Annotated in this window: 26 protein-coding genes and 1 other RNA gene; 18 read left to right on the top strand and 9 right to left on the bottom strand. The window is 32.3% G+C overall.

Annotated features, from left to right (window positions below; all coding sequences use genetic code 11):
• The coding region (locus BOW57_RS16355) for a choice-of-anchor L domain-containing protein (RefSeq protein ID WP_164973726.1) at positions 1-1,705 on the bottom strand (1,705 nt) is incomplete at its 3' end.
• A gap of 498 nt (positions 1,706-2,203) precedes the next feature.
• Here BOW57_RS16355 and BOW57_RS16350 point away from each other — a divergent pair.
• From BOW57_RS16350 to BOW57_RS16325, 6 genes are all read left to right on the top strand, one after another.
• Complete coding sequence (locus BOW57_RS16350) at positions 2,204-2,689, top strand: histidine phosphatase family protein (protein WP_089056043.1); 486 nt, start codon at positions 2,204-2,206, stop codon at positions 2,687-2,689.
• 5 nt (positions 2,690-2,694) lie between these two features.
• Positions 2,695-4,776 carry a polyphosphate kinase 1 gene (gene ppk1 / locus BOW57_RS16345; RefSeq protein WP_129055790.1) on the top strand — a complete coding sequence of 694 codons (2,082 nt, stop codon included), beginning with the start codon at positions 2,695-2,697 and terminating at the stop codon, positions 4,774-4,776.
• Between the two features lie 33 nt (positions 4,777-4,809).
• Positions 4,810-5,700: a Ppx/GppA phosphatase family protein gene (locus BOW57_RS16340; RefSeq protein ID WP_089056045.1), complete on the top strand. Its 891-nt coding sequence runs from the start codon at positions 4,810-4,812 to the stop codon at positions 5,698-5,700.
• A 139-nt stretch (positions 5,701-5,839) separates the two neighbouring features.
• A complete protein-coding gene (locus tag BOW57_RS16335) occupies positions 5,840-6,412 on the top strand; it encodes a TMEM175 family protein (RefSeq protein ID WP_089056046.1) in 573 nt (190 codons plus the stop codon).
• 22 nt (positions 6,413-6,434) lie between these two features.
• On the top strand, positions 6,435-6,995 hold the full coding sequence (locus BOW57_RS16330) for a Crp/Fnr family transcriptional regulator (RefSeq protein ID WP_129055788.1): 561 nt from the start codon (positions 6,435-6,437) through the stop codon (positions 6,993-6,995).
• Between the two features lie 128 nt (positions 6,996-7,123).
• Positions 7,124-7,702: an NAD(P)H-dependent oxidoreductase gene (locus tag BOW57_RS16325; protein ID WP_129055786.1), complete on the top strand. Its 579-nt coding sequence runs from the start codon at positions 7,124-7,126 to the stop codon at positions 7,700-7,702.
• 72 nt (positions 7,703-7,774) lie between these two features.
• Here the strand turns inward: BOW57_RS16325 and BOW57_RS20915 are convergent, their stop codons facing one another.
• On the bottom strand, positions 7,775-8,473 hold the full coding sequence (locus tag BOW57_RS20915) for a DNA polymerase III subunit gamma/tau (RefSeq protein WP_241687460.1): 699 nt from the start codon (positions 8,471-8,473) through the stop codon (positions 7,775-7,777).
• Positions 8,454-9,527, bottom strand: a complete 1,074-nt coding sequence (gene dnaX / locus BOW57_RS16315; RefSeq protein ID WP_129055784.1) for a DNA polymerase III subunit gamma/tau — start codon at positions 9,525-9,527, stop codon at positions 8,454-8,456. Before dnaX ends, BOW57_RS20915 begins: the two co-directional genes overlap by 20 nt.
• A gap of 180 nt (positions 9,528-9,707) precedes the next feature.
• Between dnaX and BOW57_RS16310 the strand changes: the two genes are divergently transcribed.
• The 4 genes from BOW57_RS16310 to BOW57_RS16295 all read left to right on the top strand — a co-directional run bounded on the left by BOW57_RS16310 (position 9,708) and on the right by BOW57_RS16295 (position 11,644).
• Positions 9,708-10,502 (top strand): peptidase, encoded by a 795-nt coding sequence (locus BOW57_RS16310; RefSeq protein WP_129055782.1) that lies wholly within the window; start codon positions 9,708-9,710, stop codon positions 10,500-10,502.
• 57 nt (positions 10,503-10,559) lie between these two features.
• The gene (locus BOW57_RS16305; RefSeq protein ID WP_129055780.1) at positions 10,560-11,009 is read left to right on the top strand and encodes a nuclear transport factor 2 family protein; all 450 of its coding nucleotides are present in this window, start codon (positions 10,560-10,562) and stop codon (positions 11,007-11,009) included.
• 100 nt (positions 11,010-11,109) lie between these two features.
• Positions 11,110-11,358 (top strand): type II toxin-antitoxin system ParD family antitoxin, encoded by a 249-nt coding sequence (locus BOW57_RS16300; RefSeq protein WP_129055778.1) that lies wholly within the window; start codon positions 11,110-11,112, stop codon positions 11,356-11,358.
• Positions 11,351-11,644: a type II toxin-antitoxin system RelE/ParE family toxin gene (locus BOW57_RS16295; RefSeq protein ID WP_129055776.1), complete on the top strand. Its 294-nt coding sequence runs from the start codon at positions 11,351-11,353 to the stop codon at positions 11,642-11,644. Before BOW57_RS16300 ends, BOW57_RS16295 begins: the two co-directional genes overlap by 8 nt.
• 225 nt (positions 11,645-11,869) lie before the next feature.
• Here BOW57_RS16295 and BOW57_RS16290 read toward each other — a convergent pair whose 3' ends face one another.
• Positions 11,870-12,163, bottom strand: coding sequence for a hypothetical protein (locus BOW57_RS16290; protein ID WP_089056090.1), 294 nt, complete (start codon positions 12,161-12,163; stop codon positions 11,870-11,872).
• 124 nt (positions 12,164-12,287) lie between these two features.
• Here BOW57_RS16290 and rnpB point away from each other — a divergent pair.
• From rnpB to BOW57_RS16270, 4 genes are all read left to right on the top strand, one after another.
• Positions 12,288-12,610: RNase P RNA component class A (gene rnpB, locus BOW57_RS16285), an RNA gene on the top strand.
• Positions 12,611-12,642: 32 nt separating this feature from the next.
• Positions 12,643-13,893, top strand: a complete 1,251-nt coding sequence (locus BOW57_RS16280) for a cation:dicarboxylate symporter family transporter (RefSeq protein ID WP_129055774.1) — start codon at positions 12,643-12,645, stop codon at positions 13,891-13,893.
• 176 nt (positions 13,894-14,069) lie between these two features.
• Positions 14,070-14,987: a ketopantoate reductase family protein gene (locus tag BOW57_RS16275; RefSeq protein WP_129055772.1), complete on the top strand. Its 918-nt coding sequence runs from the start codon at positions 14,070-14,072 to the stop codon at positions 14,985-14,987.
• 93 nt (positions 14,988-15,080) lie between these two features.
• Positions 15,081-15,623, top strand: a complete 543-nt coding sequence (locus BOW57_RS16270; RefSeq protein WP_129055770.1) for a hypothetical protein — start codon at positions 15,081-15,083, stop codon at positions 15,621-15,623.
• A 31-nt stretch (positions 15,624-15,654) separates the two neighbouring features.
• On the opposite strand, the gene BOW57_RS16265 is transcribed toward BOW57_RS16270, so the two are convergent.
• Entirely contained in the window at positions 15,655-16,344 is a 690-nt protein-coding gene (locus BOW57_RS16265) for a response regulator transcription factor (protein ID WP_129055768.1), read from the bottom strand.
• A 10-nt stretch (positions 16,345-16,354) separates the two neighbouring features.
• Positions 16,355-17,713 (bottom strand): sensor histidine kinase KdpD, encoded by a 1,359-nt coding sequence (locus tag BOW57_RS16260; protein ID WP_129055766.1) that lies wholly within the window; start codon positions 17,711-17,713, stop codon positions 16,355-16,357.
• Positions 17,714-17,848: 135 nt separating this feature from the next.
• On the opposite strand from BOW57_RS16260, the gene BOW57_RS16255 reads away from it, so the two are divergent.
• Positions 17,849-19,951 carry an outer membrane beta-barrel family protein gene (locus BOW57_RS16255; protein WP_129055764.1) on the top strand — a complete coding sequence of 701 codons (2,103 nt, stop codon included), beginning with the start codon at positions 17,849-17,851 and terminating at the stop codon, positions 19,949-19,951.
• Between the two features lie 50 nt (positions 19,952-20,001).
• On the opposite strand, the gene BOW57_RS16250 is transcribed toward BOW57_RS16255, so the two are convergent.
• Together BOW57_RS16250 and BOW57_RS16245 are read right to left on the bottom strand one after the other, a co-directional pair.
• The gene (locus BOW57_RS16250) at positions 20,002-20,607 is read right to left on the bottom strand and encodes an RsmD family RNA methyltransferase (RefSeq protein ID WP_089054381.1); all 606 of its coding nucleotides are present in this window, start codon (positions 20,605-20,607) and stop codon (positions 20,002-20,004) included.
• The gene (locus tag BOW57_RS16245; RefSeq protein WP_089054382.1) at positions 20,604-21,425 is read right to left on the bottom strand and encodes a DUF3822 family protein; all 822 of its coding nucleotides are present in this window, start codon (positions 21,423-21,425) and stop codon (positions 20,604-20,606) included. Before BOW57_RS16245 ends, BOW57_RS16250 begins: the two co-directional genes overlap by 4 nt.
• 329 nt (positions 21,426-21,754) lie before the next feature.
• Here BOW57_RS16245 and BOW57_RS16240 point away from each other — a divergent pair, with 329 nt between their 5' ends.
• A complete protein-coding gene (locus BOW57_RS16240; protein WP_129055761.1) occupies positions 21,755-23,164 on the top strand; it encodes an ATP-dependent RecD-like DNA helicase in 1,410 nt (469 codons plus the stop codon).
• Between the two features lie 87 nt (positions 23,165-23,251).
• On the top strand, positions 23,252-24,082 hold the full coding sequence (gene ygiD, locus BOW57_RS16235; RefSeq protein WP_129055759.1) for a 4,5-DOPA dioxygenase extradiol: 831 nt from the start codon (positions 23,252-23,254) through the stop codon (positions 24,080-24,082).
• A gap of 192 nt (positions 24,083-24,274) precedes the next feature.
• Here ygiD and BOW57_RS16230 read toward each other — a convergent pair whose 3' ends face one another.
• Positions 24,275-25,609: a PQQ-binding-like beta-propeller repeat protein gene (locus BOW57_RS16230; RefSeq protein ID WP_129055757.1), complete on the bottom strand. Its 1,335-nt coding sequence runs from the start codon at positions 25,607-25,609 to the stop codon at positions 24,275-24,277.
• A gap of 130 nt (positions 25,610-25,739) precedes the next feature.
• Here BOW57_RS16230 and kdsB point away from each other — a divergent pair, with 130 nt between their 5' ends.
• Positions 25,740-26,474 carry a 3-deoxy-manno-octulosonate cytidylyltransferase gene (kdsB, locus tag BOW57_RS16225; RefSeq protein ID WP_129055755.1) on the top strand — a complete coding sequence of 245 codons (735 nt, stop codon included), beginning with the start codon at positions 25,740-25,742 and terminating at the stop codon, positions 26,472-26,474.
• Positions 26,475-26,718 lie beyond the last annotated feature (244 nt).

Genomic DNA, 26,718 nt, shown 5'->3' with positions numbered 1-26,718 from the left:
TTGTATTAGCAATAGCAATTCCTCCTTTTTTCCAAGAATAAGTATAAGCTCCAGTTCCTCCCGCTACAGTCAGATCAATGGCTCCAGTTAATTGTCCGAAACATTTTACATCCGTTTTAGAAGATACTGTGATAGTAATACCTTGAGTTGGTTGTACAATAGTTATTTGTTTAGTATTACTGCATCCTTTTGAATCGGTTACAGTTACGGTATAGGTGCCTGCGGCTAGGTTTGTTGCTGTTGCACTAGTTTGAACAGGTGTTGTGTTCCAAGAATAAGTATAAGGACCTGTTCCGCCAGAAGCTGTTACAGTCGCAGCTCCAGTCGCAGCTCCTTTACATTTAACATCGACGTGAGATGCTGTAGTTTCAGTAATAACGATATTGGTTTGACTCACAACCACAGGTTTAATGTCAGAGCATCCCGATTGGGTATTAGTTCCTTTGATATAATAAGTTCCAACGGGAGCTGCTGTTGGTGTGTTATAAGGAATAGTTGCAGCAGAGTCTGTCCAATATGTATAAGTCAAACCAGCAGTACTTCCTGCAGTAATTGCCGGCAAGGTAAGATTAGCGGTTCCGTTAACGCAAACTGGCGCCGGATTAGTGATAACTAATGTATTTGTTGCAAAACTTTTGGCTTTTAAAAATACTCCTGCATCCCATTTTTGATCATAGGCATCAGCAATTGCCATTTTTATTTTGTAGTTTTTTCCTGCTGTAACAGCATAAGTTGCTGTTAAAACTACTGTTGATCCATCAAATTCCATAGTGGCAGAACCTGACGGGTTATTTACATAATAAGCGACATTATGATCTGGAAATGAAACGTTGTCTACATTTGATCCTGCTGAGTGAATGTTATTGATCGTAACCGCATCGCCATTTGGCAATTGAGCAAGATTTATAGCATTGTTGGTATAAGGACCAGTTATTCCAAATCCACTTAAAAAGAATCCAAAAGCGTCATTGTAGTTAGTATGAACATATTCCAAGTACTCTTCTGATGCAAAAACAAATTTAAATTCGACTAAATTTCCATCAGGAACAAAGTCAAATTCTAATATTGATGCATCATGCATTGTTTTACCAGAAATTGCAGTTAAATCGGGATCGCTGGCATCATTTACCATTTCATCTGTTTTGTTGGTATAGGTATTAGGTCCCATTGCAGAGCTTATTTTTCCTGTAGATAAAAGAATACCTTCATCAATAGGAAATGTCGAGGTTGCCTTACTGTAATACCCTAACTGGCGATCTCCAGCAGTATTTGACCAAGAATGATTATTCCAGGTCCAGCTATTGTTGTTGTTCTTTTTGTAATAACCAAAGCGAACATTACTAATGGTTAAACAGCCTGAGGTCAAAACATTTCGAACTAATTGATCGGCAGTATAGCCATTATAACCTGCTGCTGCATTGGCAACATCTATTGAACCAGCAGCGGCTAATGCACTAATGGCAGCAGTTTTTGCAGTGGTTTTTGATGCGGCCTTGTTTGTAGACAGGGTATTCCCAATTCGCACGGGAAGTTCCTGTGCGGAGACAGTCGAAGAATAGAACACGATACCTAAAATCATTATAAAAATAAATTTTAAATTAATTTTAGGAACATCTCCGTTCTGAGTTCTTTTTTGAAAGGGAAAAATATACTTACAACATTCAATCAATTTTCCCACTTTTTGTAGAGTAGATTTAGTTCTCATATATTAGGATTTTGTTTTTGTGGTTTTTGTAAAATGTTAACACAATCAAAATTATAGTAGAGTTTTTGGATTTGTTTTTTTTTCTCTGTAACTAACCTAAAAACTCGTTTAAGTGCTCTTTTTTTATCAAAAAAGGCATGAAAAAAATATTTTTTTTGCCAAATATTGGTAAATTTAATAGGGAGTTTTTTTCTCTTTTTGGCTTAAAATCATTTTTTAAACTCAGTGTAAATGATTAATAATCAATTATTTAGTTAAAGTTTTACTGATTTGCAAAATATCGACGAACTGTATTGTTTAATAGGTGAAGTACATTTTTTAAGATAAAATTCTAAAGACGCTTTTGTAAGTTTTAAAAGTCGTGGAATTAATTATTCTTGTTAAAATTTACTTAAAATGTTAACACTAATAAAAAATTGAGAAGGTTTAAAATATCTTTTGTAAATTAGAACTTAAAAAAAATAATGACCTCTTTTTGAGGTTTCAAATCTTCGGCTTATGAAAAATTTAATTTTAATACGTCATGCTAAATCAAGTTGGGAAGCTCCTCTAAAAGATTTTGATCGGCCACTGATGAAGAGAGGAATTATAGATGCGCATGATGTTTCTGCTATTATTTCGAAATATCTTCCAAAAACATATATTATTTGGAGCAGTACTGCGGCACGAGCTTCAGAAACGGCTTTAATTTTTGCACAAAACATTTCATATCCTATAGAAAGTATTGTTTATAAAGACGACCTTTATACTTTTGATGATAAACAACTCGAAAAGGTTATTAAATCATGTGATAATAGTTTCGAAAGCGTTATTCTTTTTGGACATAACGAGGCTATTACAAATTTTGTTAATAAATTTGGGGATGTTTTTATAGAAAATGTCCCAACCTCAGGCTTTGTATCTTTACAGTTTGATTCAGAAAGCTGGGATACTATAAATAAAGGCAAAACCCATAAAACAATTTTCCCCAAAGATTTAAAATAAATATAGTGTACGAACAAAAATATATCGATAGAGAAAAAAGCTGGTTAGCGTTTAACGCAAGAGTACTTCAGGAAGCGGGTGATAATACGGTTCCGCTTTTAGACAGACTGCGTTTTGTTGGAATTTTTTCAAACAATTTAGATGAATTTTTTAGAGTTCGTTATGCCGCAATTAGAAGATTAAGTCTCTCTGGAATTTCTGGCGAAAAATACTTAGGTGGAGTTTCGGCACATCAATTAATTAAAGATATTACCGAAATTGTAATTCAGCAGCAATCAGAAAGTTTACGTATTCTAGGAAATATTGAAGCTGAACTTGAAACAGAGAATATTTTTATTATAAACGAAGATCAAATTACCAAAAATCAGGAAAGTTTCCTGAAAGACTTTTTTATGCAAAAATTAAGTCCAGAATTGGTAACTATTATATTGAATGATTTGGCAGAATTTCCTGTTTTAAAAGACACTTTAGGATATCTTGCCGTTCGTTTAGAAATGACAAACAACGAAGTACGTTACGCTGTAATAGAAATTCCAAAAACGATAAACAGATTTGTTGTTCTTCCGTCTGAAGATGAAAAACAGTATGTAATTTTAATTGACGATGTTATTCGTTACAACCTAAAAAACATCTTTAACATATTTGATTATAAGAGTGTTTCAGCACATATGATTAAGATTACTCGTGATGCACAGTTAGATATTGACAGTGATTTGAGTAAAAGTATGCTTGAAAAAATCGCAACATCTGTAAAAGATCGTCGTATAGGTGAGCCAGTTCGTTTTATCTATGATAATTTAATTGAAGAGGATACTCTGCAGTTCTTTTTAGATAAGATGAAAATTGTTGAAACAGATAGTATAATACCCGGCGGAAGATATCATAATCGCCGTGATTATATGAGTTTTCCTAATTTAGGACGCTACGATTTGTTATACAAACCAAACGAGCCTCTGCCAATTCCAGGTTTAAGCCTTGGCGGAAGTATATTAGAAAAAATTAGTAAAAAAGATTATTTATTACACGCTCCCTATCAGTCATTTTCATATTTAACCAAGTTTTTGCGTGAAGCAGCTTTAGATCCAAAAGTAACCAGTATAAAAATTACTTTATATCGATTGGCAAAGAATTCGCAAATTATTAGTTCATTAATTAATGCTGCAAAAAACGGAAAAAAAGTAGTGGTTCAAATTGAACTTCAAGCGCGTTTTGATGAAGCAAGTAATATTTCGTATGCAGAGCAAATGCAGACAGAAGGAATTGAGCTTATTTTTGGAATTAAAGGTCTTAAAGTGCACAGTAAAATTTGCGTTATCGAAAGACTTGAAGAAGGAAAAACTCGTCGTTACGGATTTATTTCTACAGGAAATTTTAATGAAGCAACGGCAAAAATTTATACAGATGTTACTTTGTTTACCTGCAATCAAGGTATTCTGAAAGATGTTACCAAGATATTCGAATTTTTCGATATAAATTATAGAGTGCACAGATACAAACATTTAATAGTATCGCCGCATTATACAAGGTCAAAATTTGTGAAACTTATAGATCGTGAAATTCTGCATGCTTTAGCGGGAAGAAAAACACATATTAAGTTAAAAATGAATAGTTTATCTGATTTTAAAATGATCGATAAATTATACGAAGCAAGTAATGCAGGTGTAAAAATTCAGCTGCAGGTAAGAGGAATTTGTTCTTTGATTCCAGGGATTCCAGGAATGAGCGAAAACATTGAAGCTATTAGTATTGTCGATAATTACTTAGAACACTCAAGAGTTTATATTTTTGGAAACGCGGGTCTTAATGAAGTTTATATTTCTTCTGCTGATTTTATGACACGTAATCTTGATGGAAGAGTTGAAGTTACCTGCCCAATCTATGATCTTGAAATTAAAAAAGAATTAATCGATAACTTTAATATTGCTTGGAAAGGAAACGTTAAAGTAAGATACCATTCTTATAAATTAGACAATAAGTACAAACCTCGAAATCATCATGCATCATTTAGAGCGCAGTTTGAAACCTATAAATATTATCAAAACAAAATTAAAAAGTTCGAAGAAATTCCGCAAAAAGTAAATCAATAGTAATAGAAAACAATTTCAAATCATAAAGTGAGCATGATTAATATAAGGAAATTTGCAGCAATAGATATTGGATCAAATGCCATGAGGCTTCTGATATCGAATGTTGTAGAGCAAGATGGCAAAGAACCGCAGTTTAATAAAAGTTCACTTGTTCGTGTGCCAATTCGTTTGGGACAAGATGCCTTTACAGTAGGTGAAATTTCAGAAGAAAATATAGATCGAATGGTTGATGCGATGAAAGCATTCAATCTTTTGATGAAAGTACATAAAATAGAGCGCTATATGGCGTTTGCAACTTCGGCAATGCGCGAGGCATACAATGCAAAAGAGGTTGTGGCTTTAATTAAGAAAAAAGCCGACATTAAAATCGAGATTATTGATGGTAAAAAAGAAGCAGCTATTATAGCTTCAACAGATTTGCATCATTTACTAAAAACAGATGAAACCTATTTGTTTGTTGATGTTGGAGGCGGAAGTACCGAGTTTACTTTGTTCTCTGATGGAAAATTGATTAATTCAAGATCTTTTAAAGCAGGAACCGTTCGTTTGTTGAATAATATGGTGCACGATGTAGTTTGGGATGAAATTGAAAAATGGATTAAAACCAATACCGCAGATTATGATGAAGTGACTCTTATAGGTTCTGGCGGAAACATCAATAAGTTGTTTAAAATGTCTGGAAAACAGCAAGAAAAACCACTTTCATATATTTACATAAATTCGCAGTATGCGTTTTTAAATTCACTTACTTACGAACAACGAATCGCCGAATTAGGATTAAATTCAGATCGTGCCGACGTAATTATTCATGCAACAAGAATTTATCTTAACGCAATGAAGTGGAGTGGAGCGCGTCAGATATACGTTCCTAAAATTGGACTTTCAGATGGTATCGTAAAAGCGATGTACTACGGTAAAATATAAATAGAATTATTTTTTTGACACGAACTTCACAAATTTGCGCTAGTTTTTTTATTTACATTATAAAATGTAATTCGTGTAAACTTGTGTAATTCGTGGCAAATTTTTTAAAAGAAACTTAGACCATTTTAAACTTATTTAAATGAACAAAACTAGACTCGAAGCCTTTAGTGATGGTGTTTTAGCAATTATTATCACTATTATGATTTTAGAAATTAAAGTTCCTCAAGGCCATGAGTTTGCTGACTTGAAACCACTTATACCAAAGTTTCTAAGCTATATTTTGAGTTTTATTTACGTTGGAATTTACTGGAATAATCATCACTATTTAATTCATGGTTTATCAAAAGTAAACGGAAAAATTCTTTGGAGTAATTTGCATTTACTATTTTGGCTTTCTTTAATTCCAGTTTCGACAGGTTGGATGGGAGAACACAATTTTGAAAAAGCGGCAATGGCTTTGTATGGTATTATTCTGTTGCTTTGTGCAATCTCTTATGTGATTCTTCAAAAAACAGTTCTTGATGTTGAGGGAAAAAATTCAGCCTTAGCCAAAGCTTTAGGAAGAGATTTAAAAGGAAAAGCTTCAGCAGTTTTGTATGTTATTGGTATTGCAGCTTCGTTTTATAATGTTATTATTTCTGGAGCCGCTTATTTTATAGTTGCAATGTTATGGCTTATTCCGGATAAAAGAATTGAAAGAATTTTTTCTTAAAAGAGTAATTTTAATACTATAAATGAAAGCTGTTTTTCAATCAATTCAGGAATTATCTAATGAAGAGTTGTCACATTTAGATGATTTAATCACTTTTAGAAAACTCAAAAAAGGAGATTTTTTACTAGAAGAAAATCAGATTTGTAATGAAATAGTATTTATAGAAAAAGGAATTCTTCGTTCCTTTTTTATGAATCATAAAGGTGATGAAATTACCAATTGTTTTGCTTTTGAAAATGATTTTATGGCATCATTTGCCAGTTTCATAACGCAAGAAAAAGCCGAAGAAAATATTCAAGCATTGGTCGATACAGAATTGCAGGTTTTGGATCGAAATGCATTAGAAAAACTCTATAAATCAAGTTATAATTGGCAGGAAATTGGCAGGAAATTAACCGAAATGGAGTTTGTAAATCTTCAAAAACGAATGGTAGATTTTCAAAAATCATCAGGCGCAGAACGTTATCAAGCGCTTTTTAGGAATCATCAAAAATACCTTCAGTTGATTCCGTTGCAATATTTAGCATCCTATTTAGGAGTTACACCAAGACATTTAAGCAGAATTAGAAAAGCCGTTTTTTAAGCAGCTCAAGAATTTTTTTTATTTAGAGGAAAAGATCAGCCTGAATTTGAATTTGTGTTTAGCTTTTTTTAGGACATTTGTCTAGTAAAAGAAAACGGGCAAAAAGTATTTTTGAAAAAAAGAAAAGCATGAAAAAAATACTGATTATAAATGGACATCCAAATCCGGACAGCTTTAATTTTGCCATTGCTGCGGAATATGAAAAAGGTGCCTCAGCTTCTGGAGCAATTGTGGAAACAATTACAATTGCAGCTCTGAATTTTAGCCCAAATTTAAAATTTGGATATCAAAAACGAACCGAACTAGAGCCGGATTTATTAGAATCGTGGGAAAAAATTCAAAGAGCAGATCATTTAGTTTGGGTTCATCCAGTTTGGTGGGGCGGACTTCCTGCAATTACAAAAGGCTTTATAGATCGATTATTTTTGCCTGGAATGGCATTTCAGTACAGAGAAAATTCAGTTTGGTGGGATAAATTATTAAAAGGAAAAACAGCGCATATTATCACAACTCTAGATCAGCCCGGCTGGTACTACAGATTGTTTTTTGGAAGACCAAGCGTGAATCAATTAAAGAAATCAACTTTAGAATTTTGCGGTGTAAAACCTGTTAAAGTAAGTTATATCGGAATCATAAAAACAGCAAAGGAAAGTCAGAGACAAAAATGGCTCGAAAAAGTTTATAATTTCGGACTTCTAAATAAATAATGCTGTTAAAGTTAATTGCTGTTTTCTTGTAAAAACAATTTTACGCAAATTCGCAATGAGAAGAGTATAAAACTATCCAGGTAAATCCAATCCAAATGTTGAACGTAAAAGCTCAATGTTTGGATTTATTTCATGCAAACGATTGTATTTATCTTGATCGTTAAAACTTCTTTTGGTTTCCAGTTTTTCATTTACAATTACTTCAATTGTGATATCGTGATTGTGCAGGTGACCTCTTAAATGCCCTAAAAGCGCGTTCATCTGACTTTCGAATTCTAACTTAGAACCTTCGTTTGGAAGTTCGTAAGTAATGTTGGTTCCATTTAAAACAGGATCGTTGATTAATAAGATCGACTCCATAATCTTCAAGCCTTTTTGACCTAAACGCTCTGCATATTTATTCCATTGCACAAGCATTTCAGTTTCAGTAAAGTCTTCAATAGGTAGAATAGATGTGGGTTTAACGTAAGTTTTACCACTTTGCTCTAATTCTTTTTTCTTGCGAATACTAGCCAAAGAGAAGGCAGAAACTTTTGCTTCACCTCCAGTTTCAGCTCTTGGAGTTTCAATCTTCGGAGTTTCAATTTTCGGAGTTTCTGGAACAGCCGTATTTACGGCAGCAGAATTATTATTGACTTTTTCTTCCGTTTTTGAAGTTTCAGTCTGACTTTCGATTTTTGACTTTTGACTTGGAACTTCAACAATAGAAAAACTTCCGTTTTTATAATAAGTAGGAGGGATTATGTATTGCTCAACTTTTTTTTTCTCCATCAAAGTTGATAGAGGCAAGTTGCATCAAGCATAATTCGACTAAAAGACGTTGATTCTGACTCAATTTATACTTTAAATCGCAGTCATTTGCAATATCAATTCCTTTTAATAAAAATTCTTGAGAGCATTTTTGAGATTGAACACCATACATTTGCTGCGCTTGTTCTCCAACTTCTAATAAAGAAATAGTTGCAGGAGTTTTACTAACTAACAAGTCTCTAAAATGAGACGCTAATCCAGCAATAAAATGATGTCCGTCAAAACCTTTTGATAGAATATCGTTGTAAGCTATTAAAAGATCTGGAATTTTATTTTCCAGAATCAAATCAGTAACGCTGATGTAAGTTTCGTAATCTAAAACGTTTAGATTTTCGGTTACAGCCTGACGCGTTAAGTTAGTTCCGCAATACGAAACCACACGGTCAAAAATAGATAAAGCATCACGCATTGCACCATCAGCCTTTTGAGCAATAATGTGCAAAGCATCATCTTCAAAATTGATTCCTTGACTTTGAGCAACATCTGCTAAATGTTCTTTAGCATCTTTTACCGTAATTCTTTTAAAATCAAATATCTGGCAACGAGATAAAATCGTTGGGATGATTTTATGCTTTTCTGTTGTCGCTAAAATAAAAATAGCATGCTTTGGCGGTTCTTCTAATGTTTTCAAAAAAGCATTAAAAGCAGCCGAAGACAACATATGCACCTCGTCAATAATATAAACTTTGTATTGCCCAGTTTGCGGCGGGATTCGAACCTGATCGATAAGATTACGAATATCATCAACCGAGTTGTTTGAAGCGGCATCCAACTCAAAAACGTTAAATGCAAAATCTTCATTAGGATCGTCATATCCAGGCTGATTTATTTTTCGAGCCAAAATACGTGCGCAAGTAGTTTTTCCAACTCCACGCGGTCCCGTGAATAAAAGAGCAGAAGCAAGGTGATTACTGTCAATCGCATTCAACAAAGTGTTTGTAATGGCTTTTTGTCCCACGACATCCTTAAAGGTCTGCGGGCGATACTTACGAGCCGATACTACAAATTGTTCCATATTCTTTTTTATTCGATAGCAAATATAGAGTATAATTTAATGAATTAAAAATTTAAAAATTGAAAGATTTTTAACTGGTTGAATAGGAGAATGAAAAAAAAAATTTGAGTAGATTCGAATTAAAGTAATATTTTTAGTGTGAAAAAGGCAGAAGGATTTATTATATAATAACTTAGATAAATGAACGCAAAACAAATAGTTAGATTAAGCAATATTATTGGAATCACATCAATACTTTTATTAGTGTATTGGGTATTTACTTTTATAACCATTCAGGTTTTTGGTTTAAAAGTTTTTAAAGAGAATATGACCGAAACATTTTATCTAAGTATTTTAGGAATTCTTGCTTTGATGGTTGGTTCTCTGATTATCAATTTAATGTTTAATTTGACCAGAATTGCCGAAAAACATAATCTAGATGCAGTGAATAATAAATCAAACAGATTGCGGTTTTTGACTTTGATTTTAATTTTTCCCCTGATTGCTATTATTTTATTTGGCGGAGATTATTTAACCTCGGCTAAAAAAGAAGAGCGATTGATTAAATCGGCTGAATCAATTATTGCAATTAATAAAGCAAATAGCGATAAATTAGTAAATTATAGTTTTTCTGAAAGCTATATAAAAGAGACTGCTGATATTTTGGATATTTTGTCTAAGACAGATAAAAATTTTCCCAATGTTACTGTGATTGTAAAAGATTCAGTTAAAGGCTCTCAGGTTTATTTGGGCTTTAGTGATTATTATGAAGGAAATTTGAAAGACACTATTCAGCCACAAAAACAGCGGTATATTTATAAAACTACAAAAGAAGAAAGAGAGTATTTGAAAAGTGTTTTTGAGAAAGGCAGCAACGAATTACGTTACAGTTCGCATAATGGTTATTATGAATTATTTTATCCGTACGAAAAAAACGGAAAGAAAGTAATTCTGTATTTTTCTGAACAACAACGTTATGGAAAACTTGGAAGTTAATTTCTAGTAATAACAATTTTAGAACGTTTTAGATAATAAATCTTAATCCCATTTTACATGAAAAAATATTTAATACTCATAGTAATTATAATTAGTTCTTTTAAAATTCAAGCACAAACCGCTCAAGATACATTAGAAATTAAACGAGCAGCTTTGGCATATATTGAAGCACAGCATAATCCAAATCCAAAATTGATGGAAAGTGCCTTGCATCCTAGAATGGTAAAAAGATCAGTTTTTAGAAATAAAGCAGCACAGAAAGATTATATCTCTGAGTTTTTTGCTGAAAACATGGTTATACTGGCAGAAACTTATAATGTAAAAGGCGATAAATTCCCCAAAAATCCAAGAAAAGAAGTCAAATTGTTAGATGTTTCTGCAAAAACAGCATCGGTGAAGTTACTTGCGGATGCATGGATAGATTATATGCATATTGTAAAAACAAATGGCGAATGGAAAATTATTAATGTACTTTGGCAGTATAATGATGTAACTCAGCATGAATAAATAATTATGTTCTTTTTTGCTGGAAAAAAAATATTGTTTTTTAAATCAGATTGTATTAGTTACCAATTTTGGGTAACTTTGTAATCTACAAAGTTAAATCATGGGAAGAAATACATCAATATCGCTTGGAAATCATTTTGAAAACTTCATTGAAAATAGTCTTTCTGAGGGAAGGTTTAAAAACGCAAGTGAAGTTATTAGAGCAGGATTACGTCTTTTAGAAGAAGAAGAGAATAAATTACTTATTTTGAAAAAAGCTGTTCAGGAGGGACTAGAAAGTGGACGCGCTGAGAACTTTGATTCTAAAAAACATCTTGAAAGTTTAAAAGCAAACAGAAAACATGGCTAAATATCATTTGACAAATAAAGCAGTTGAAGATTTAGCAGATATTTGGAATTATACTTTTGATGAATGGTCAGAAAATCAAGCTGATAAATATTACTTATTACTTTTAGATTCGTGTCAGGAAGTGGCTGAGAATCCAAATCTTGGAAAAAAATATGATAATATCGCAAAAAGTTTATTTGGTTTTAAGTCAAACCAGCATATTCTTTTTTATCAAATTATTTCAGAGAGCGAAATAGAAGTTGTTAGGATTCTTCATGGAAGAATGGATTTAAAAAGTAAGCTCTAATTCTTTGGTAAAAAAAGCACTAAGATAAACTTCTTTTTTATGTCATCCCGAGGAACGAATAATTTTCGCAAGAAACTCTGCAATGTAAATAACCAATTTTTATACGAGCTGCGAATGAAAATTTCTTAATTCTTCAAGATGACATAGATTGTTATTTCTTTACTTTTAAAATGGAAACATAATTTTCTTACTGATTAGAAAACTGGTAGTTTTGACTTCTGAAAATTACCTTCCTTTAATACTTAAATCAAATAAAAGTTTGGCAGTTTCTTGATCTGCATCGGCAGAAAAACCTGCTACAAAAACACCTTTTTTGCCATTACTGGACTTAATTCCGTATACAACTGCCTCATCGCCTGGGTCTGATTCCCCTTCGTATCGATACACATGTACAATTTCAAATTTCTCAGGATTTTTTTTAAGAATGTCTGAGTTGAGATTAAAATCGCACGTAAACCCTTTTTCATGCAATTGATCTAAAGCTTTTGAAACAGTTGCGTAGTGATACATCCTAATCATAATATTTGAATTTAAAATTATCGAATTTTAAAGATAACTATTTTAAAATTAAAAAGTTATGATAAAACTCATAAAAACAGAAATTTAAAATCATTATTCTTAGTTCATAAATCGCTACTTTTGCAGCGCAGACCGCCTTATCGCCGCTCCAATTTTATTGGAGGGGAGGAAAGTCCGGACACCACAGAGAAGCATAGCGGGTAACGCCCGTCGGTCCCGATAGCTATCGGGATTAGGACAAGTGCAGCAGAAAGTATGTACAGGTAATGCTGTAGTGAAACCAGGTAAACTCTATGCGGTGAAATACCAAGTATATCAACATTTAAGGGCTTCTCGTTCGTTGTTGAAGGGTAGGTAGCTCGAGTTCCGAAGTAATTCGGAATCTAGATAAATGATAAGGCCTTGATTTATCAAGGACAGAATCCGGCTTATAGGTCTGCTTTTTTTATATATTTGTGAAACTCTACTAACCTGTTTTCATGAATATAACCACTCCAAAATCTTCTTCAAAGGCAAAAAAAAGTCTTTTTAATACCATAATAACAAATCTTACTTTTTGGGTTTTAATAGCCATAATTGCGGGTATTTTACTTGGACATTTTTCGTCTGAAAATGGTGTGAAAATGGAAATTTTAGGAGCGAAATTTATAAGTCTTATCAAGTTATTTATCGGCCCGATTATTTTCCTAACGATTGTTTTGGGGATTTCTGGAATGGGTAATTTAAAGAAAGTAGGACGAATTGGCGTGAAAGCCTTAGCTTATTTTGAAGTTGTTTCCACCGTAGCTTTAGCAATTGGTGTTGCAGTTGCTTATATTTTTAAACCTGGAAAAATTGATAAATCGGGATTAACTTTAGGTGACGCAAGTCAATATACAAATGGTGCGGCAAAAGATTTTTCATGGCTTGAATTTTTCCTTTCCAATTTTACACTGCAGGTTTTGTTAGCGGCAATTGTATGCGGAATTGCTTTGAATTTTTATAAAAAAAGAGAACAAACCATTTTAGTTTTAGAACGTTTTTCAAATGTCGTTTTCTTCGGTTTAAAATATGTTATGTATCTCGCGCCAATAGGAGCTTTTGGCGGAATGGCATATACAATTGGAAAGTTTGGATTAGGAACTTTAATTCCACTCGGAAAATTAATGCTTTGTGTTTATTTAACCATGGCATTGTTTGTTTTTCTAATTTTAGGCAGCATTCTGCATTATTATAAAATAAGTATTCTTTCAATTTTAAAATATATTAAAGAAGAACTTTTGTTAGTTCTAGGAACATCATCTTCAGAAGCTGCTCTGCCAAGTATTATGGTAAAACTTGAACGAATGGGCTGCAGTAAATCGGTAGTAGGATTGGTGATTCCAACAGGATATTCTTTTAATCTCGACGGAACATCGATTTACTTATCGATGTCGGTAATATTTTTGGCTCAATTGTATGATGTACATTTGAGTTTCTTTGAAATTCTTACTGTTATTGGTATTTTAATGATTACTTCAAAAGGTGCCGCAGGTGTTACGGGAAGCGGATTTATTGTTTTAGCTTCTACTTTAACAGCACTTCATAAAATACCAGTCGAAGGTTTAGCGTTTCTATTAGGAGTAGACAAATTTATGAGTGAAGCCAGGGCCATTACCAACTTAATTGGAAACACGGTGGCAACAATTATAATTTCGAAAACCGAAAGGGATTTTACAGAACTTGATTTGAATCCTGTTTTGGAGGAGTAATATAAGTGCTCAGGTGAGAAACGGTTTTCTTTGTCATTTCGAGGAACGAGAAATCACACGAGAAACTCCGTGACAAGATTCTCCAATCTTTGTCGAATTACAAGTGTGATTTCTCGTTCCTCGAAATGACAAAATTATGCGTGATAATTGGTGTAATTAGTGATAAAAAAAAGACTATGAAAAGAATTGGAATTTTAGGACTTGGCGGTGTTGGCGGCTATTTTGGCGGACTTTTAGCGAAAGCGTATTATAAGTCTGATGATGTAGAAGTGATCTTTATTGCGCGAGGCGAAACTCAAAAAGCGATTACCGAAAACGGATTAAAAATTGTAACCGATGATTCTGAAACAATTGTTTTTCCTAGTATAGTTTCTAATAATCCTGACGAAATAGGCGAATTAGACTATTTAATTTGTGCGACTAAAACTTATGATATTGAAGAAAGTTTATCGTCTTTGAAAAAAACGGTTAAGAATGAAACAGTGATTTTACCTTTATACAATGGTGTTGATGCACAGGAAAGAATCCAAAAGATATTTCCGGAAAATGAAGTTCTGCAAGGTTGTGTTTACATTATTTCGATGATCTTTTCACCTGGAACAATTCGGAAAATTGGCTTTTACGAAAAGTTATTTTTTGGTTCTAAAACCGCACCATTTTCAAAATTAGAAGAGTTACAAAACATCTTCAAAAAGGCAAAAATAGAAAGTTACTTGGCTGCAAATATTGAAGAAACAGTTTGGGAGAAGTTTATTTTTATTTCGGCATTAGCCTCTGTAACTTCTTATTTAAATCAGAATATTGGTGAGATACTGCATCATTTGGAATCTAAAGTAATTTATATCGAACTGCTTCATGAAATCGAAGATGTGGCGCAGGCAAAAGGTTTAAAACTTCCCGAAGATATTGTTGCGCAAACTATTATAAAATTAGAGAAATCTCCCAAAGAGGCAACATCCTCTATGCATAGAGATTTACTAGCAGGCAAAAATACTGAAGCAGTTTCGCTTACACAGTTTGTTGTGAATGAAGGAAGAAAGTATGGTGTAAAAACACCAGTTTATGAAAAGATTGCTGCAGTTTTAATTAAATAATTTTTGTGATTATCTGTAAGAAAATAATTTACTTTTTTAAGTTGTAGTATGTTTTTAATATTATTTTTGTCGAAACCAATTTAAAAACAACCAATGACGAAAAATTACCTATTTCTATTACTTTCTGTTCTTTTTATAAATGCTGTCAATGCACAAGACGATGCTCCGACTGCAGTAGCTAAACATCAATTTAAAATAAATTTATTACTGCCTGGATTTGTTTATGAGCACGGTTTCGGTTCTAAAAATACCTTATATTCTGAAGCAAGTTTAGGTTTAGGTTTTCAAGCCAATTCAAACAATTCTAATTTTGCCATTTATCCTACTATTAATGAACAGTTTCGTCATTATTATAATCTTGAAAAAAGAGCAGAAAAAGGAAAAAGAACGGCAAGAAATTCCGGGAATTATTTAGCAGCAAACGCGGTTTATAGTTTTGGTTCTATTTCTACAAATGATAATTACAGAGAGGCTTCTTCTTCGTTTACACTTGGCGCCCTTTGGGGATTACAGCGTACTTATAAAGGAAGGTTTAATCTAGAATTTAATGCTGGACCAGGAGTGAATTTTGATGAATATGATACCGAATTTGTTCCAATTATAAATTTTACTTTGGGCTGGGTAATTGGAAAATAAAGCTCGTTTAAAATAGAAAAACCTTGATTCGTCAAGGTTTTTCTATTTTAAATTCTAAGCCAATACTTCGAACACTTTCAATGCTGATTTTTGGGTCTGAATTAAAATACTTTCTAAGCCTGCTGATAAAAACATCCATGCTGCGTCCTGAGAAATAATCGTCTTTTTTCCAAACAGACATTAAAATTTGTTCTCTCTTTAATAACTGATTATGGTTTAGATACAAATATTCAATAAGAGAAGCTTCTTTCTCTGTGAGCTGCTGAACGTGATTTCTATTGTTAAGAGTTAAACGTTCATTATCAAAAATATACGAACCAATTTCAATTGTATTGTTTCCTTCTAAACTTCTCTTTTGCTCGATTCTCTTTAGTATATTCTGCAAGCGCAGAACCAGTTCGTCGACTTCAAAAGGTTTCGCTATATAATCGTCGGCACCTAGTTTTAATCCAATGATTTTGTCTTCTTGCAGCTTTCTTGCAGTTAGAAAAATAAATGGAGTTTCGGGATTGATTGTAATCATTTTTTCGGCCAATGAAAATCCGTCCAATTTGGGCATCATAACATCCAGAATACAAATGTCAAAAGTCTGGTTTTTAAAATGATCTAAAGCTACTTCGCCATTTTCTGCCCAAGTTACTTCAAATTGATGAAGCTCTAAATATTGTTTTAAAATTGCTGCAAAGTCAAAATCGTCTTCAGCTAAAAGTAATTTTTTCAAAATAGGGTAATTAAACTTTTAATAAAATAGTAAACTGAGTTCCTTTTCCTAAATCGCTAATAACGTTAACAGAACCCTGATGCGCTTTTACGATTTGATCAACATAATATAATCCTAGACCCAAACCTTTTGTATTGTGAAGATTTCCTTGCTCTACACGATAAAATTTATCAAAAAGAAGTGATTGTTTGTTTTTTGCAATTCCAATTCCGTCATCTTCAAAACAAATAGAAAACTGATTTTCTACGATTTTTGTTTTTACGGTAATTGTGTTTGATCCATATTTTACGGCATTTTCTAAAACATTTAAAAAAGCGGTTGTTAAATGAAATTTATCCAGAACTAAAATCGTTTTCTGAGTTTGAAAATCAGTTTTAAGATTGATTTTTGGAAAAGCAATTTTAAAATCATCAACAATTATCTTCAGGAAATGCTCAGTTTCAATTTTTTCCTTTTGCAATTCGATTTCATTTTCGGCCAAAGAATTAGCCATAACTTGATCAATCAAATTTTGAAGACGATTGTTCTGACGTGAAATTGTATTAACAATTGAATTAAAATTTTCGTCGTTGTCACGAATGTTTTTCTGCTCCAAAATTTTGGTCGAAATGCCCAATGTGGCTAAAGGAGTTTTAAGTTCGTGTGTAATATTATTGATGAAATCTGTTTTTACATCACTTACTTTTTTTTGCTTAATTAAAGCTTTAAGTGCGATTACAAAAAGCGAAATAAGTGTAAGAATTGATAATAATGACAAAGCAAGAATAAAAGTCATTCGCTTTAAAATAATTAGTTCCCAATCGATAACCGAAACATACATTGAATCTTCAGTAAGTAATTTATATTCCTGATTTTCAAAAGTTCCGTTTGTAGTACCGACATAATTTCGAACTAAAAAAGCGTGATTCAGCGAATTTAGGTTTCCGAACAATTTATTCTGAATAAAAGGCTTTTCAGAAAAAATAGTATCTCTTTTTTTAGCGTGTTTGTAAAGAATAAATTTGTTGAGAACAATAGCGAAGTCAATTTTGAAATTGGGTAAATCTCTTTCGAACTTTCGTTGAATTCTTTGTGTTAACACGTCGTTAGATTCACTCTCTAAAATTCCTTTTTTAATATCGATTTTAGAATTTTTGCCTTTAATATATTGTTCCGATAAATTCTTGTAAAGCGCTTCTTTTTTAGATACTAAAACAGCATCAATATCGCTGTAATTATTTGTAATTGCTGCAATTTCATTCTTAATCTGCGTATGAAACTGAGCCACTTTATAATCGTAAGCAGTTTTTACCAAATAACATTGTACGGTCGATAAGACAAGCAGCGCGACAACCGAAAGTGTTATTAATAAATTGATTCTTTGTTTCATAAACGTAAAAATTCATTTCAAAAATAGTGCTTTTACAAGATATTCCAGCCATTAACTCCGCATTAACCTTCAATTAACCTTCGCAACTCTTTTTTAGAAGCATTTTTGCATCATCTCAAAACAAAAAAACTTTGTATGCCATTAAAACTCCTTTTAGCACTTTTACTTTTTGTTCTTTCGTTTATTGCAAATGCACAAAATAAAACTTCCAAAGACTCGATTTCAAATCAATTGAACGAAGTTGTTGTCAATCAAAATAAAAAGATTTTTACAAACTCGAACGGAAATATAAAAGTTGACGTTGCCAATTCTATTTACAATTCAATTCCAAATACAGTCGCTTTGCTGGCGAAATTACCAGACGTTTTAGTTAATCCAGATAAAGAAAGTATTACGATTGCAGGCAAAGGAAGTTCGCTGATTTATATTGACAATCAAAAAGCAGGAATGAATGATTTGAATGCTTTGGCTTCAGCCGATATTAAAACTATCGAAATTATTCAAAATCCATCTGCAAAATACGAAGCCGAAGGAAGATGTGTAATTTTGATTACAAGAAAATTTAGTAAAAAAGACAGTTTTAGAACTGATATTTCTGAAACAGCATCTTTTAAAAAACAGTTTAATAATTATCTCGGATTTAATTCCAGTTTTAAAAAGAATAAATTAGAATGGAAAGCAAACTTTAATTATAATCGTTTAAATCCGTGGGAGAATCACAGTATCGATTACCAGATTCCAAATGCAGGAATCGTTTCCAAATATGATGTAACGGCTCAAACAAAAAGAAAACAATTTGTTTTTGGCGGCGGCTTGTTTTATAAGATAAACGAGGAGGATTATTTCTCGATTAGTATCAATAGTAAATTACAGACGGATACTTTTCCTATAAATACAATTACCAATAATAAAAATAAGGATGTAGAGAATAATGTTGTTACTTATAGTGATAATGAGGGAGACAAGAATTTTGTAAACTCATTTTTGAATTATTCTAAGAAAATAAAAGCAATTGATCTGCTTGTTTTTAGTGGTTTTCAGTATTCAAATTTTGATCAAAAATCTTGGAGTAATGTGCAAGATAATTTTAATGATACACAATTTGAGAGAACTCAAAATCGAGATCAGGATTTTAAAGTGAATGTTTTTTCGGGAAGAATTGATATGGAGAAAAAGTTTAAAAACGATCTGAAATTAGAAGTAGGAGGATTGTATTCATCAGCAAATTCAAAATCGGATATTGATATTTATTATTATAAAACGGGTGTTGATGAAATAAGCAATTATGATTTTAAAGAACAGAATTTGGCAGGATACAGCCAGTTTTCGGGCAAGATTAAAAAAGTCGATTTTTCATTTGGAGTCAGGATTGAAAACACGAATGTTAATGGGAAATTTAAAAGTGATTTATTGCCTTTGGTCGATAAAAACTACACGAATTTCTTTCCAAAAGTAGAATTCACATTTCCAATTGACAGCACAAAAAGCATTAGTATAAACTATTCAAAAAGCATATCAAGACCCAATTATTCATCTTTAAGTCAGGGAGCAACCTATATAAATCCGTATTTTTTATACACCAGAAATATATTTTTAGACCCTACCATAATCAACGAAATTTCGTCGACTTTTCGGTATCACGACAAAACAGTTAAGCTAAGTTATTATCAAAAGACAAATCCAGTTTATAACAGTTTTACGTTTGATAACGAGAATAGTATAATGACATTTAAGGATATAAATTTTGATAAAGAAGCAGGTTTTAATCTTGATTTCGAATTGCCTTTTACTTATAAGTTTTGGACAACGAATAATTCACTGCTTTTTATTTTAGAGAAAATTGAAGATGCTTCGGCAGTATTTATGACTTCAAAACCTTATTTTTATTATTACTCCAATAATGAATTTAAGCTTCCAAAGGAATACAATTTTGTATTGAATTTTTGGGGATTGACAAAACAGAAAGTCGGCGTTTTTGAAAGAAACCCTATGTTTGTTGCTGATATAGCAGTTTCGAAAACTTTTTTCAAAAAATGGAATTGTACTTTAAGCTGGAATAATATTTTTAAAAACACGATTAGAACCGAAAATTTTACCATTAATGCTGTCAGTTCGAAAGCACGATATGTTGTAGACTCTCATGAAATTTCGATTGCGTTAAAGTACTCTTTTGGAAAAGTAAAAGAAAGTGAGTTTAAAGGGAAAAGTATTGATGAGAATGAAAGCAGAGTGAGATAGAATAAAAAAACCTTGAAATTTCAAGGTTTTTTTGTGCTGTAAAAGGAAAACTATCCTTCGTCTTCTTCCGTAATTTTTATTGGTGTATCACCAGGTAATTCTTCATCGTCATCTGTCGAATTTAATTCGAAGAAACTAAAGAATGAACCTCCGTAACTTTTTTGAAATGAAAAATTACTCAAATGATCTAGTTTAGTGTATTTAGAATGTTCGATAATCATCATGCCATCGTCGTGAAGCAAATCTCTTTCGAAAACTGTTAAAACAATTTTTTCAAAAGTGTTTTGATCTAATCCATAAGGAGGATCGGCAAAAATAATATCGTATGATGTTTTGCAGTTCTCCAGAAATTTAAAAACATCGCTTTTGGTAGCAGCAATGTCAAAATCATATTCTGACGAAACTTGTTTAATAAATTTTACGCATCCAAAATCACCATCAATAGAGGTGATTGGTGCACTTCCGCGTGACGCAAATTCGTAGCTGATATTTCCGGTTCCCGAAAATAAATCCAAAACCTTTAAGCCGTCAAAACTAAAATGATTATTCAAAACATTAAATAATGCTTCTTTACTCATATCAGTCGTAGGTCTTACAGGAAGGTTTTTTGGCGGAAAAATGCGGCGTCCTTTGTATTTTCCTGAAATAATTCTCATGATTGAAATAAGATATAATGTTTTTGATTCTGAGCAGTTGTATAATTGTTTTTTTCTTGTAATGCACTCACGTCTAAGAAAGATACATTACGAATATATTTGTATGCAATCGCATAAAATGGATCGTTTTGGTTTATTGTGCCTAACAATTCCAGTTGAAAAATCTCCGGATTTAAATTGGTTTGTTCAGCTGTAAAAAGCAAATAATAAATAAAATCTTCTGGAGTTTGATATTCAAAAGAGTTAAATAATAATAGTTTTTGATTTTGAACTACGATAATCTCAAAATGATTTGGATTAAAGTTTACCACCATTTTTTTCTCATCATTATTTCTTGAACCTTCAAGAATTTTTTCGACTAGAATACTATTTACGTGTTTGTACTCAAAAGATCCTACATTATCAATTAGAAAATTATTGATATTTATGTACGGGATATAAACCGAGTTCATTTCGTAATTTGAGATTTTATCGAAAGTAAAAAAATCAGATTCAAATACTTTTGTACTGTATTGTAAATAACTGCCTAGATAATTTTCATCAAATAAAGCAGTTGGTACAAAAGTCGAAAGATTGTTGTTATGAATGACTAGAATATCATCGTAGGTTTCTTTTAATTCAGGATAATTTTTAAATGAAGCTGAAAATAAGTCCTCGATTTTATTTTGTTTTTGAGTAGTATCAAATTGAACTTCGTTAAATGAAGTTATGGTATTATTTAAAGTATCAAAACAGCAAAATGAAAATCCGTTCAGTGAAACCTGAATCGAAAGTTTTTTATAATTTTTGGAAATAATGTTAGTGTTTTGTAATGACATATTGATTTACAATTCGTTACCTGTTTTACAAGAAAGAATTTAAGGCGACTACAAACTTACAAATTAAAAAGGAACAATTATAATTGCAATTTCAAAAAACAATTTCAAAAACATTTTAAAGTAAGGTTAAGTTTTCTTTATCATATAAGTGAGATCTGGATTTAAGCCTAGAGTATGTTTGTTTTAATTTTTAAGATGATTTAAGTAATGTCAACAACAAACGGTTAAGATGTTTAGCGTAATCTTAAGTTTACTTACATTGCTTATATGGTTTCAAATTATTGCCATTGCCATTAAAAAAAGCGACCTTTGTATTTCAAATTTTCTCTATGAATTCAGCATTGTTTTACGGCATTTTACAAAAAAGATTTCCATTTGCAGCGACATACAAACAGGATATTTTTTTTCAAAAAATAGCTATTTTTTTAACCGAACCAGTTAACGATACCATTTTTGTATTAAAAGGATATGCGGGAACCGGAAAAACAACGGTGATTTCGACAATTGTAAATAATCTTGGCGATATTAATAAAAAGTTTGTTTTGCTTGCACCAACTGGACGCGCGGCAAAAGTAATTGCTAATTATTCGAATACGCCGGCTTTTACGATTCATAAAAAAATATATTTTCCTAAAAAGTCATCGGGTGGAGGAGTTGCTTTTACGAAACAACTCAACAAGCATAAAAATACCGTTTTTATAGTCGATGAGGCTTCGATGATTTCAGACAGCACTTTAGACAGCGGTTCGCTTTTGGATGATTTGATTAATTACGTTTATTCTGGAACGAATTGTAAAATGATTCTTTTAGGAGATACAGCACAGCTTCCGCCGGTAAATTTAGATATAAGTCCAGCGTTAGATATTCAAACACTTGGAATACATTACGATAAAGAAATTGAACATATTGAACTAGATGAGGTAATGCGTCAGGAAGAAAGCTCGGGAATTTTGTTCAACGCAACAGAATTACGCGAGTTGTTAAAGGAAAGCTTTATTACCGAGTTTAGATTCAATGTAAAAAAGTTTAAAGATATCGTGCGTCTTACAGATGGTTATGATATTCAAGATGCAATAAATACGGCTTATAGTAATTATAGTATTGAAGATACCGCTTTTATTGTGCGATCTAATAAAAGAGCCAATCAATACAATGAACAAATTCGAACTCGGATTTTGTTTAAAGAAAGTGAACTTTCTGTAGGCGATTTTTTGATGGTAGTTAAGAATAATTATTTTTGGCTTAAAGAAACAGATGAAGCTGGTTTTATTGCCAATGGTGATATTATTGAGGTTCTGGAAATGTTTGGAATCAAGGAACTGTACGGATTTACTTTTGCAAGGGTAAAAATAAGAATGGTCGATTATCCAGATCAAAAGCCTTTTGAAACAGTATTGCTTTTAGATACTATAAAAAGTGAATCTCCATCATTGACTTATGAAGAATCAAATCGTTTGTATGAAGAGGTGATGAAAGATTACGAAGATGAAACGACTAAGTATAAAAGGTTTCAAAGAGTAAAAGAAAATGAATATTTTAATGCTTTGCAGGTAAAATTCTCTTACGCTATAACGTGTCATAAATCGCAAGGAGGGCAATGGAATACTGTTTTTATAGAACAGCCTTATTTACCAAATGGCATCGATCGCGATTATATTAGATGGTTGTACACCGCTATGACACGTGCTAAAAATAAGTTATATTTGATAGGATTTAAAGATGAGAGTTTTGAGGAATAAAAACACTAATTTCACAAATTAGCACGAATTTTTTTAGACAAAGGTTAGTGTAAATCTGTGTAATTTGTGTTTGTAATATTTTAAAAGATGACAACACTAAACGACTTACATTCGATTTCGTCAACGTTTTCGAATACAGATAAAATGCCGGTTTTGTTTTTAGGACATGGAAATCCTATGAATGCAATTGAAGAAAATCAGTTTGTGGCAGGTTTTCGCAATTTGGCAAAAACATTACCGCAGCCTAATGCTATTTTATGCGTTTCGGCACATTGGTTTACTAAAGGAACCAAAGTTACTTCGATGCAAATGCCAAGAACGATTCATGATTTTGGAGGTTTTCCGCAAGCATTATTTGATGTACAATATCCAGCAAAAGGAAGCCCTGAATTAGCATTAGAAACTAAAAAAATCTTAGATCCAGTTCAAGTAGATTTAGATGAACATTGGGGGTTAGATCACGGCGCTTGGAGTGTAATAAAGCACTTATATCCAGAAGCGAATGTTCCCGTAATTCAGTTGAGTATTGATTACACTAAATCTGGTCAATTTCATTTTGAATTGGCGCAAAAACTACAATCATTGCGTCGTAAAGGAGTTTTAATTATAGGGAGCGGTAATATTGTGCATAATCTTAGAATGGTTGATTTTAGAAACTTTGATAAAGATAATTACGGTTACGATTGGGCAATTGAAGCTCGAGAAACGGTAAATAATTATTTATTAGATGGGAATTTTAAGCCGTTAATAGATTTCGAAAAAATGAACAAAGCAGTTCAATTGGCAGTTCCAACGCCAGAACATTATTTGCCATTATTGTATACTTTAGGATTAAAAGAAAAATCAGAAGAACTAAGTTTGTTCAATGATAAACTTTTGGCAGGTTCATTGAGTATGACCTCAGTAAAAATTATGTAAAAATTGTGTAGAATTTTTACCGCAAAGCAAGCAAAGTTATTTTGTCTGGGATTACGCTTATAAAGCGCAAAAGTTCGCAAAGCTATATTGATAAAGCTTTGCGAACTTTTGCGTTTGATATAACCTTGCGAATAAAGCAACTTTGCGCCCTTTGCGGTAAAATGCGTTTCGCAGATAAGGTTACAAAGTAGTCTATTTTTCTAAATTATAAGCATATAAATATCCATCTGCACTTCCAAAATAAATAGTGTTATTATTTACAAAAGGAGAAGAAAGGATTGAACCTAATTTGTAAAATTGATCCATTACTTTTTTGTTGTTATCGTAGTAGGACAGATCTTCGTTTTGACCGGCATATCCAAAATCTAAAAGATCATTTTTCAAAATAGAATTGGCATATTGTTTACGATTATCAGTGCTTATAGTATTTGATTTTTTTCCGTCAGAAAGTAAATCCAGTGAGAAGAAATTTCCAGTGAAATCACCAAAATAAATCGTATTTCCTGCTATTACAGGCGAGTTATAAACATAGCCATTTGTCTTGAATCGGTATTTTTCAGCGCCGGTTTTTTCGTCAAGAGCCAATAAAACATAGGTATCAGAAGTTCCTACATAAATAGTTCCATTTGTAATGACAGCAGTGCTTAGAATCCAAGAATTTTCAGCATCGTATTTCCAGATTAATTTTCCTGTTTCGGCATCAAGCGAAAAAAAGTGAGGATCACGCGCTCCAAAATATACTTTTCCGTCAGAAACCGTTACAGACGATTGTATTCCTTTAAAGCCTATTTTCGTAGAAGTTGCAAAATGCCATATATCTTTTCCTGTTTCGGCATTCAGAGCATATAAAACAGCATCCCAGCCGCCAACAAAAACTTTGTTTTTATCTATAACGGGAGTTCCATGAACAGGACCATTAGTTTTAAACTTCCAGTTTACATTTCCGGTTTTTGTATCAAGCGAATAGATGTTTCCGTCGCTGCTTCCAAAGATTACTTGAGCTATTTTTTTATTTTGATATACGACTGGTGATGATAGGTAAAAACTCCATAAGTCATCCATGTATTGTGTTTCAGGTTTCATTCCTCCGCCGCCTTTTTCTCCCATCCAGTGTTCTCCGCCCGTTTTAAATTTCCAAATTTGTTTCCCTGTTTTAGTATTTACCGCGTAATAATTGCCGTCAAAACTTCCAAAGAAAACGGTATCTTCAAAAATACTTGGTGAGCTGTGAATAGCGCCATCTGTTTTGAATTTCCATTTTAGATTTCCAGATTTTTCTTCAATTGCATATAAATTGCCATCTTCACTGCCGATATAAACAATGCCGCTTTTGGTAATGGGTGAGGAGAAGATTTTACCTTCGGTTTTAAATTTCCATTTTAAAGTTGTCGGCGGTTGATAACCATTGCCGTCAAAAATGTGATTTGCAAATGCATTTAATGGAACAGCATTATTTTTTTGGCTTAAAGCCGAATTAATAAAAGTTAAATTCAATAAAAACAGAACCAGAATCGACGATTTTCTCATACTTTTTTTTCGGATAAATATACTTTATTTTTTAAAACATTGGCAGTCAGTTTTATAACGATCTGCAGTAATTATGTTTTTTATCTTAGGTTTGAATAGTTACATTTGTTTTACATAAAAAAGATTTACAATGAAAATAATAGCGGTAATTCCGGCACGATATGCTTCGACACGTTTTCCTGCAAAGCTTATGCAGGATTTAGGAGGTAAAACAGTAATTTTAAGAACCTATGAAGCTGCAGTTTCGACAAAGTTGTTTGATGATGTTTTTGTGGTAACTGATTCTGATTTGATATTTGATGAAATCGTTTCTCACGGCGGAAAAGCAATTATGAGCATCAAAGAACATGAGTCTGGAAGTGACCGAATTGCAGAAGCTGTTGCCAATCTAGATGTCGATATTGTTGTAAATGTACAAGGTGATGAGCCTTTTACAGAAGCTGCGCCATTAGAACAGGTTTTGTCTGTATTTAAAAATGATGCCGATAAGAAAATTGATTTGGCTTCGTTAATGCGTGAAATTACAGATGAAGATGAAATCAATAACCCAAATAATGTAAAAGTGGTGGTAGATCAATCGCAATTTGCATTGTATTTTTCTAGATCAGTAATTCCGTACCCAAGAGATAAAGATGTTGGAGTTCGTTATTTTCAGCATATTGGAATTTATGCGTTTAGAAAGCAAGCGTTGTTAGACTTTTACAGTCTTCCTATGAAATCTTTAGAAGCTTCTGAGAAGTTGGAGCAATTACGTTATTTAGAATTCGGAAAACGCATTAAAATGGTTGAAACAACACACGTTGGAATCGGGATAGATACAGCAGAAGATTTAGAAAGAGCCAGAGCGATGTTGCGTGATATTTAATTACCCGTAGTTTGAACACTGATTAAACAGATTCTCTTTTGCGAAAGCGTAGATTTAAACGGATTTCTAATTTAATATGCGCGTTTTTTGTCATTTCGACGAAGGAGAAATCTTCGTAAGAAACTCCGTGCAGTTAATCTCCAATCTTTGTTGAGCTGCTTGTGAAGATTTCTCCTTCGTCGAAATGACAAACTTTATGGTGATTTTCCTTATAAAATAAAAAAGCTCCAAATACTAGGAGCTT

This window comes from Flavobacterium sp. YO64 (genome assembly GCF_004119505.1).
Lineage (GTDB): Bacteria > Bacteroidota > Bacteroidia > Flavobacteriales > Flavobacteriaceae > Flavobacterium > Flavobacterium oncorhynchi.
This window is presented reverse-complemented; position numbering and strand designations above follow the sequence as displayed.

Excerpts from the sequence above, each read along its gene's own strand:
- BOW57_RS16350 (WP_089056043.1), top strand. The coding sequence starts at position 2,204 with ATGAAAAATTTAATTTTAATACGTCATGCTAAATCAAGTTGGGAAGCT.
- BOW57_RS16340 (WP_089056045.1), top strand. The coding sequence starts at position 4,810 with ATGATTAATATAAGGAAATTTGCAGCAATAGATATTGGATCAAATGCC.
- BOW57_RS16335 (WP_089056046.1), top strand. The coding sequence starts at position 5,840 with ATGAACAAAACTAGACTCGAAGCCTTTAGTGATGGTGTTTTAGCAATT.
- BOW57_RS16330 (WP_129055788.1), top strand. The coding sequence starts at position 6,435 with ATGAAAGCTGTTTTTCAATCAATTCAGGAATTATCTAATGAAGAGTTG.
- BOW57_RS16325 (WP_129055786.1), top strand. The coding sequence starts at position 7,124 with ATGAAAAAAATACTGATTATAAATGGACATCCAAATCCGGACAGCTTT.
- BOW57_RS20915 (WP_241687460.1), bottom strand. The coding sequence starts at position 8,473 with ATGGAGAAAAAAAAAGTTGAGCAATACATAATCCCTCCTACTTATTAT.
- dnaX (WP_129055784.1), bottom strand. The coding sequence starts at position 9,527 with ATGGAACAATTTGTAGTATCGGCTCGTAAGTATCGCCCGCAGACCTTT.
- BOW57_RS16310 (WP_129055782.1), top strand. The coding sequence starts at position 9,708 with ATGAACGCAAAACAAATAGTTAGATTAAGCAATATTATTGGAATCACA.
- BOW57_RS16305 (WP_129055780.1), top strand. The coding sequence starts at position 10,560 with ATGAAAAAATATTTAATACTCATAGTAATTATAATTAGTTCTTTTAAA.
- BOW57_RS16300 (WP_129055778.1), top strand. The coding sequence starts at position 11,110 with ATGGGAAGAAATACATCAATATCGCTTGGAAATCATTTTGAAAACTTC.
- BOW57_RS16295 (WP_129055776.1), top strand. The coding sequence starts at position 11,351 with ATGGCTAAATATCATTTGACAAATAAAGCAGTTGAAGATTTAGCAGAT.
- BOW57_RS16290 (WP_089056090.1), bottom strand. The coding sequence starts at position 12,163 with ATGATTAGGATGTATCACTACGCAACTGTTTCAAAAGCTTTAGATCAA.
- BOW57_RS16280 (WP_129055774.1), top strand. The coding sequence starts at position 12,643 with ATGAATATAACCACTCCAAAATCTTCTTCAAAGGCAAAAAAAAGTCTT.
- BOW57_RS16275 (WP_129055772.1), top strand. The coding sequence starts at position 14,070 with ATGAAAAGAATTGGAATTTTAGGACTTGGCGGTGTTGGCGGCTATTTT.
- BOW57_RS16270 (WP_129055770.1), top strand. The coding sequence starts at position 15,081 with ATGACGAAAAATTACCTATTTCTATTACTTTCTGTTCTTTTTATAAAT.
- BOW57_RS16260 (WP_129055766.1), bottom strand. The coding sequence starts at position 17,713 with ATGAAACAAAGAATCAATTTATTAATAACACTTTCGGTTGTCGCGCTG.
- BOW57_RS16255 (WP_129055764.1), top strand. The coding sequence starts at position 17,849 with ATGCCATTAAAACTCCTTTTAGCACTTTTACTTTTTGTTCTTTCGTTT.
- BOW57_RS16250 (WP_089054381.1), bottom strand. The coding sequence starts at position 20,607 with ATGAGAATTATTTCAGGAAAATACAAAGGACGCCGCATTTTTCCGCCA.
- BOW57_RS16245 (WP_089054382.1), bottom strand. The coding sequence starts at position 21,425 with ATGTCATTACAAAACACTAACATTATTTCCAAAAATTATAAAAAACTT.
- BOW57_RS16240 (WP_129055761.1), top strand. The coding sequence starts at position 21,755 with ATGAATTCAGCATTGTTTTACGGCATTTTACAAAAAAGATTTCCATTT.
- ygiD (WP_129055759.1), top strand. The coding sequence starts at position 23,252 with ATGACAACACTAAACGACTTACATTCGATTTCGTCAACGTTTTCGAAT.
- BOW57_RS16230 (WP_129055757.1), bottom strand. The coding sequence starts at position 25,609 with ATGAGAAAATCGTCGATTCTGGTTCTGTTTTTATTGAATTTAACTTTT.
- kdsB (WP_129055755.1), top strand. The coding sequence starts at position 25,740 with ATGAAAATAATAGCGGTAATTCCGGCACGATATGCTTCGACACGTTTT.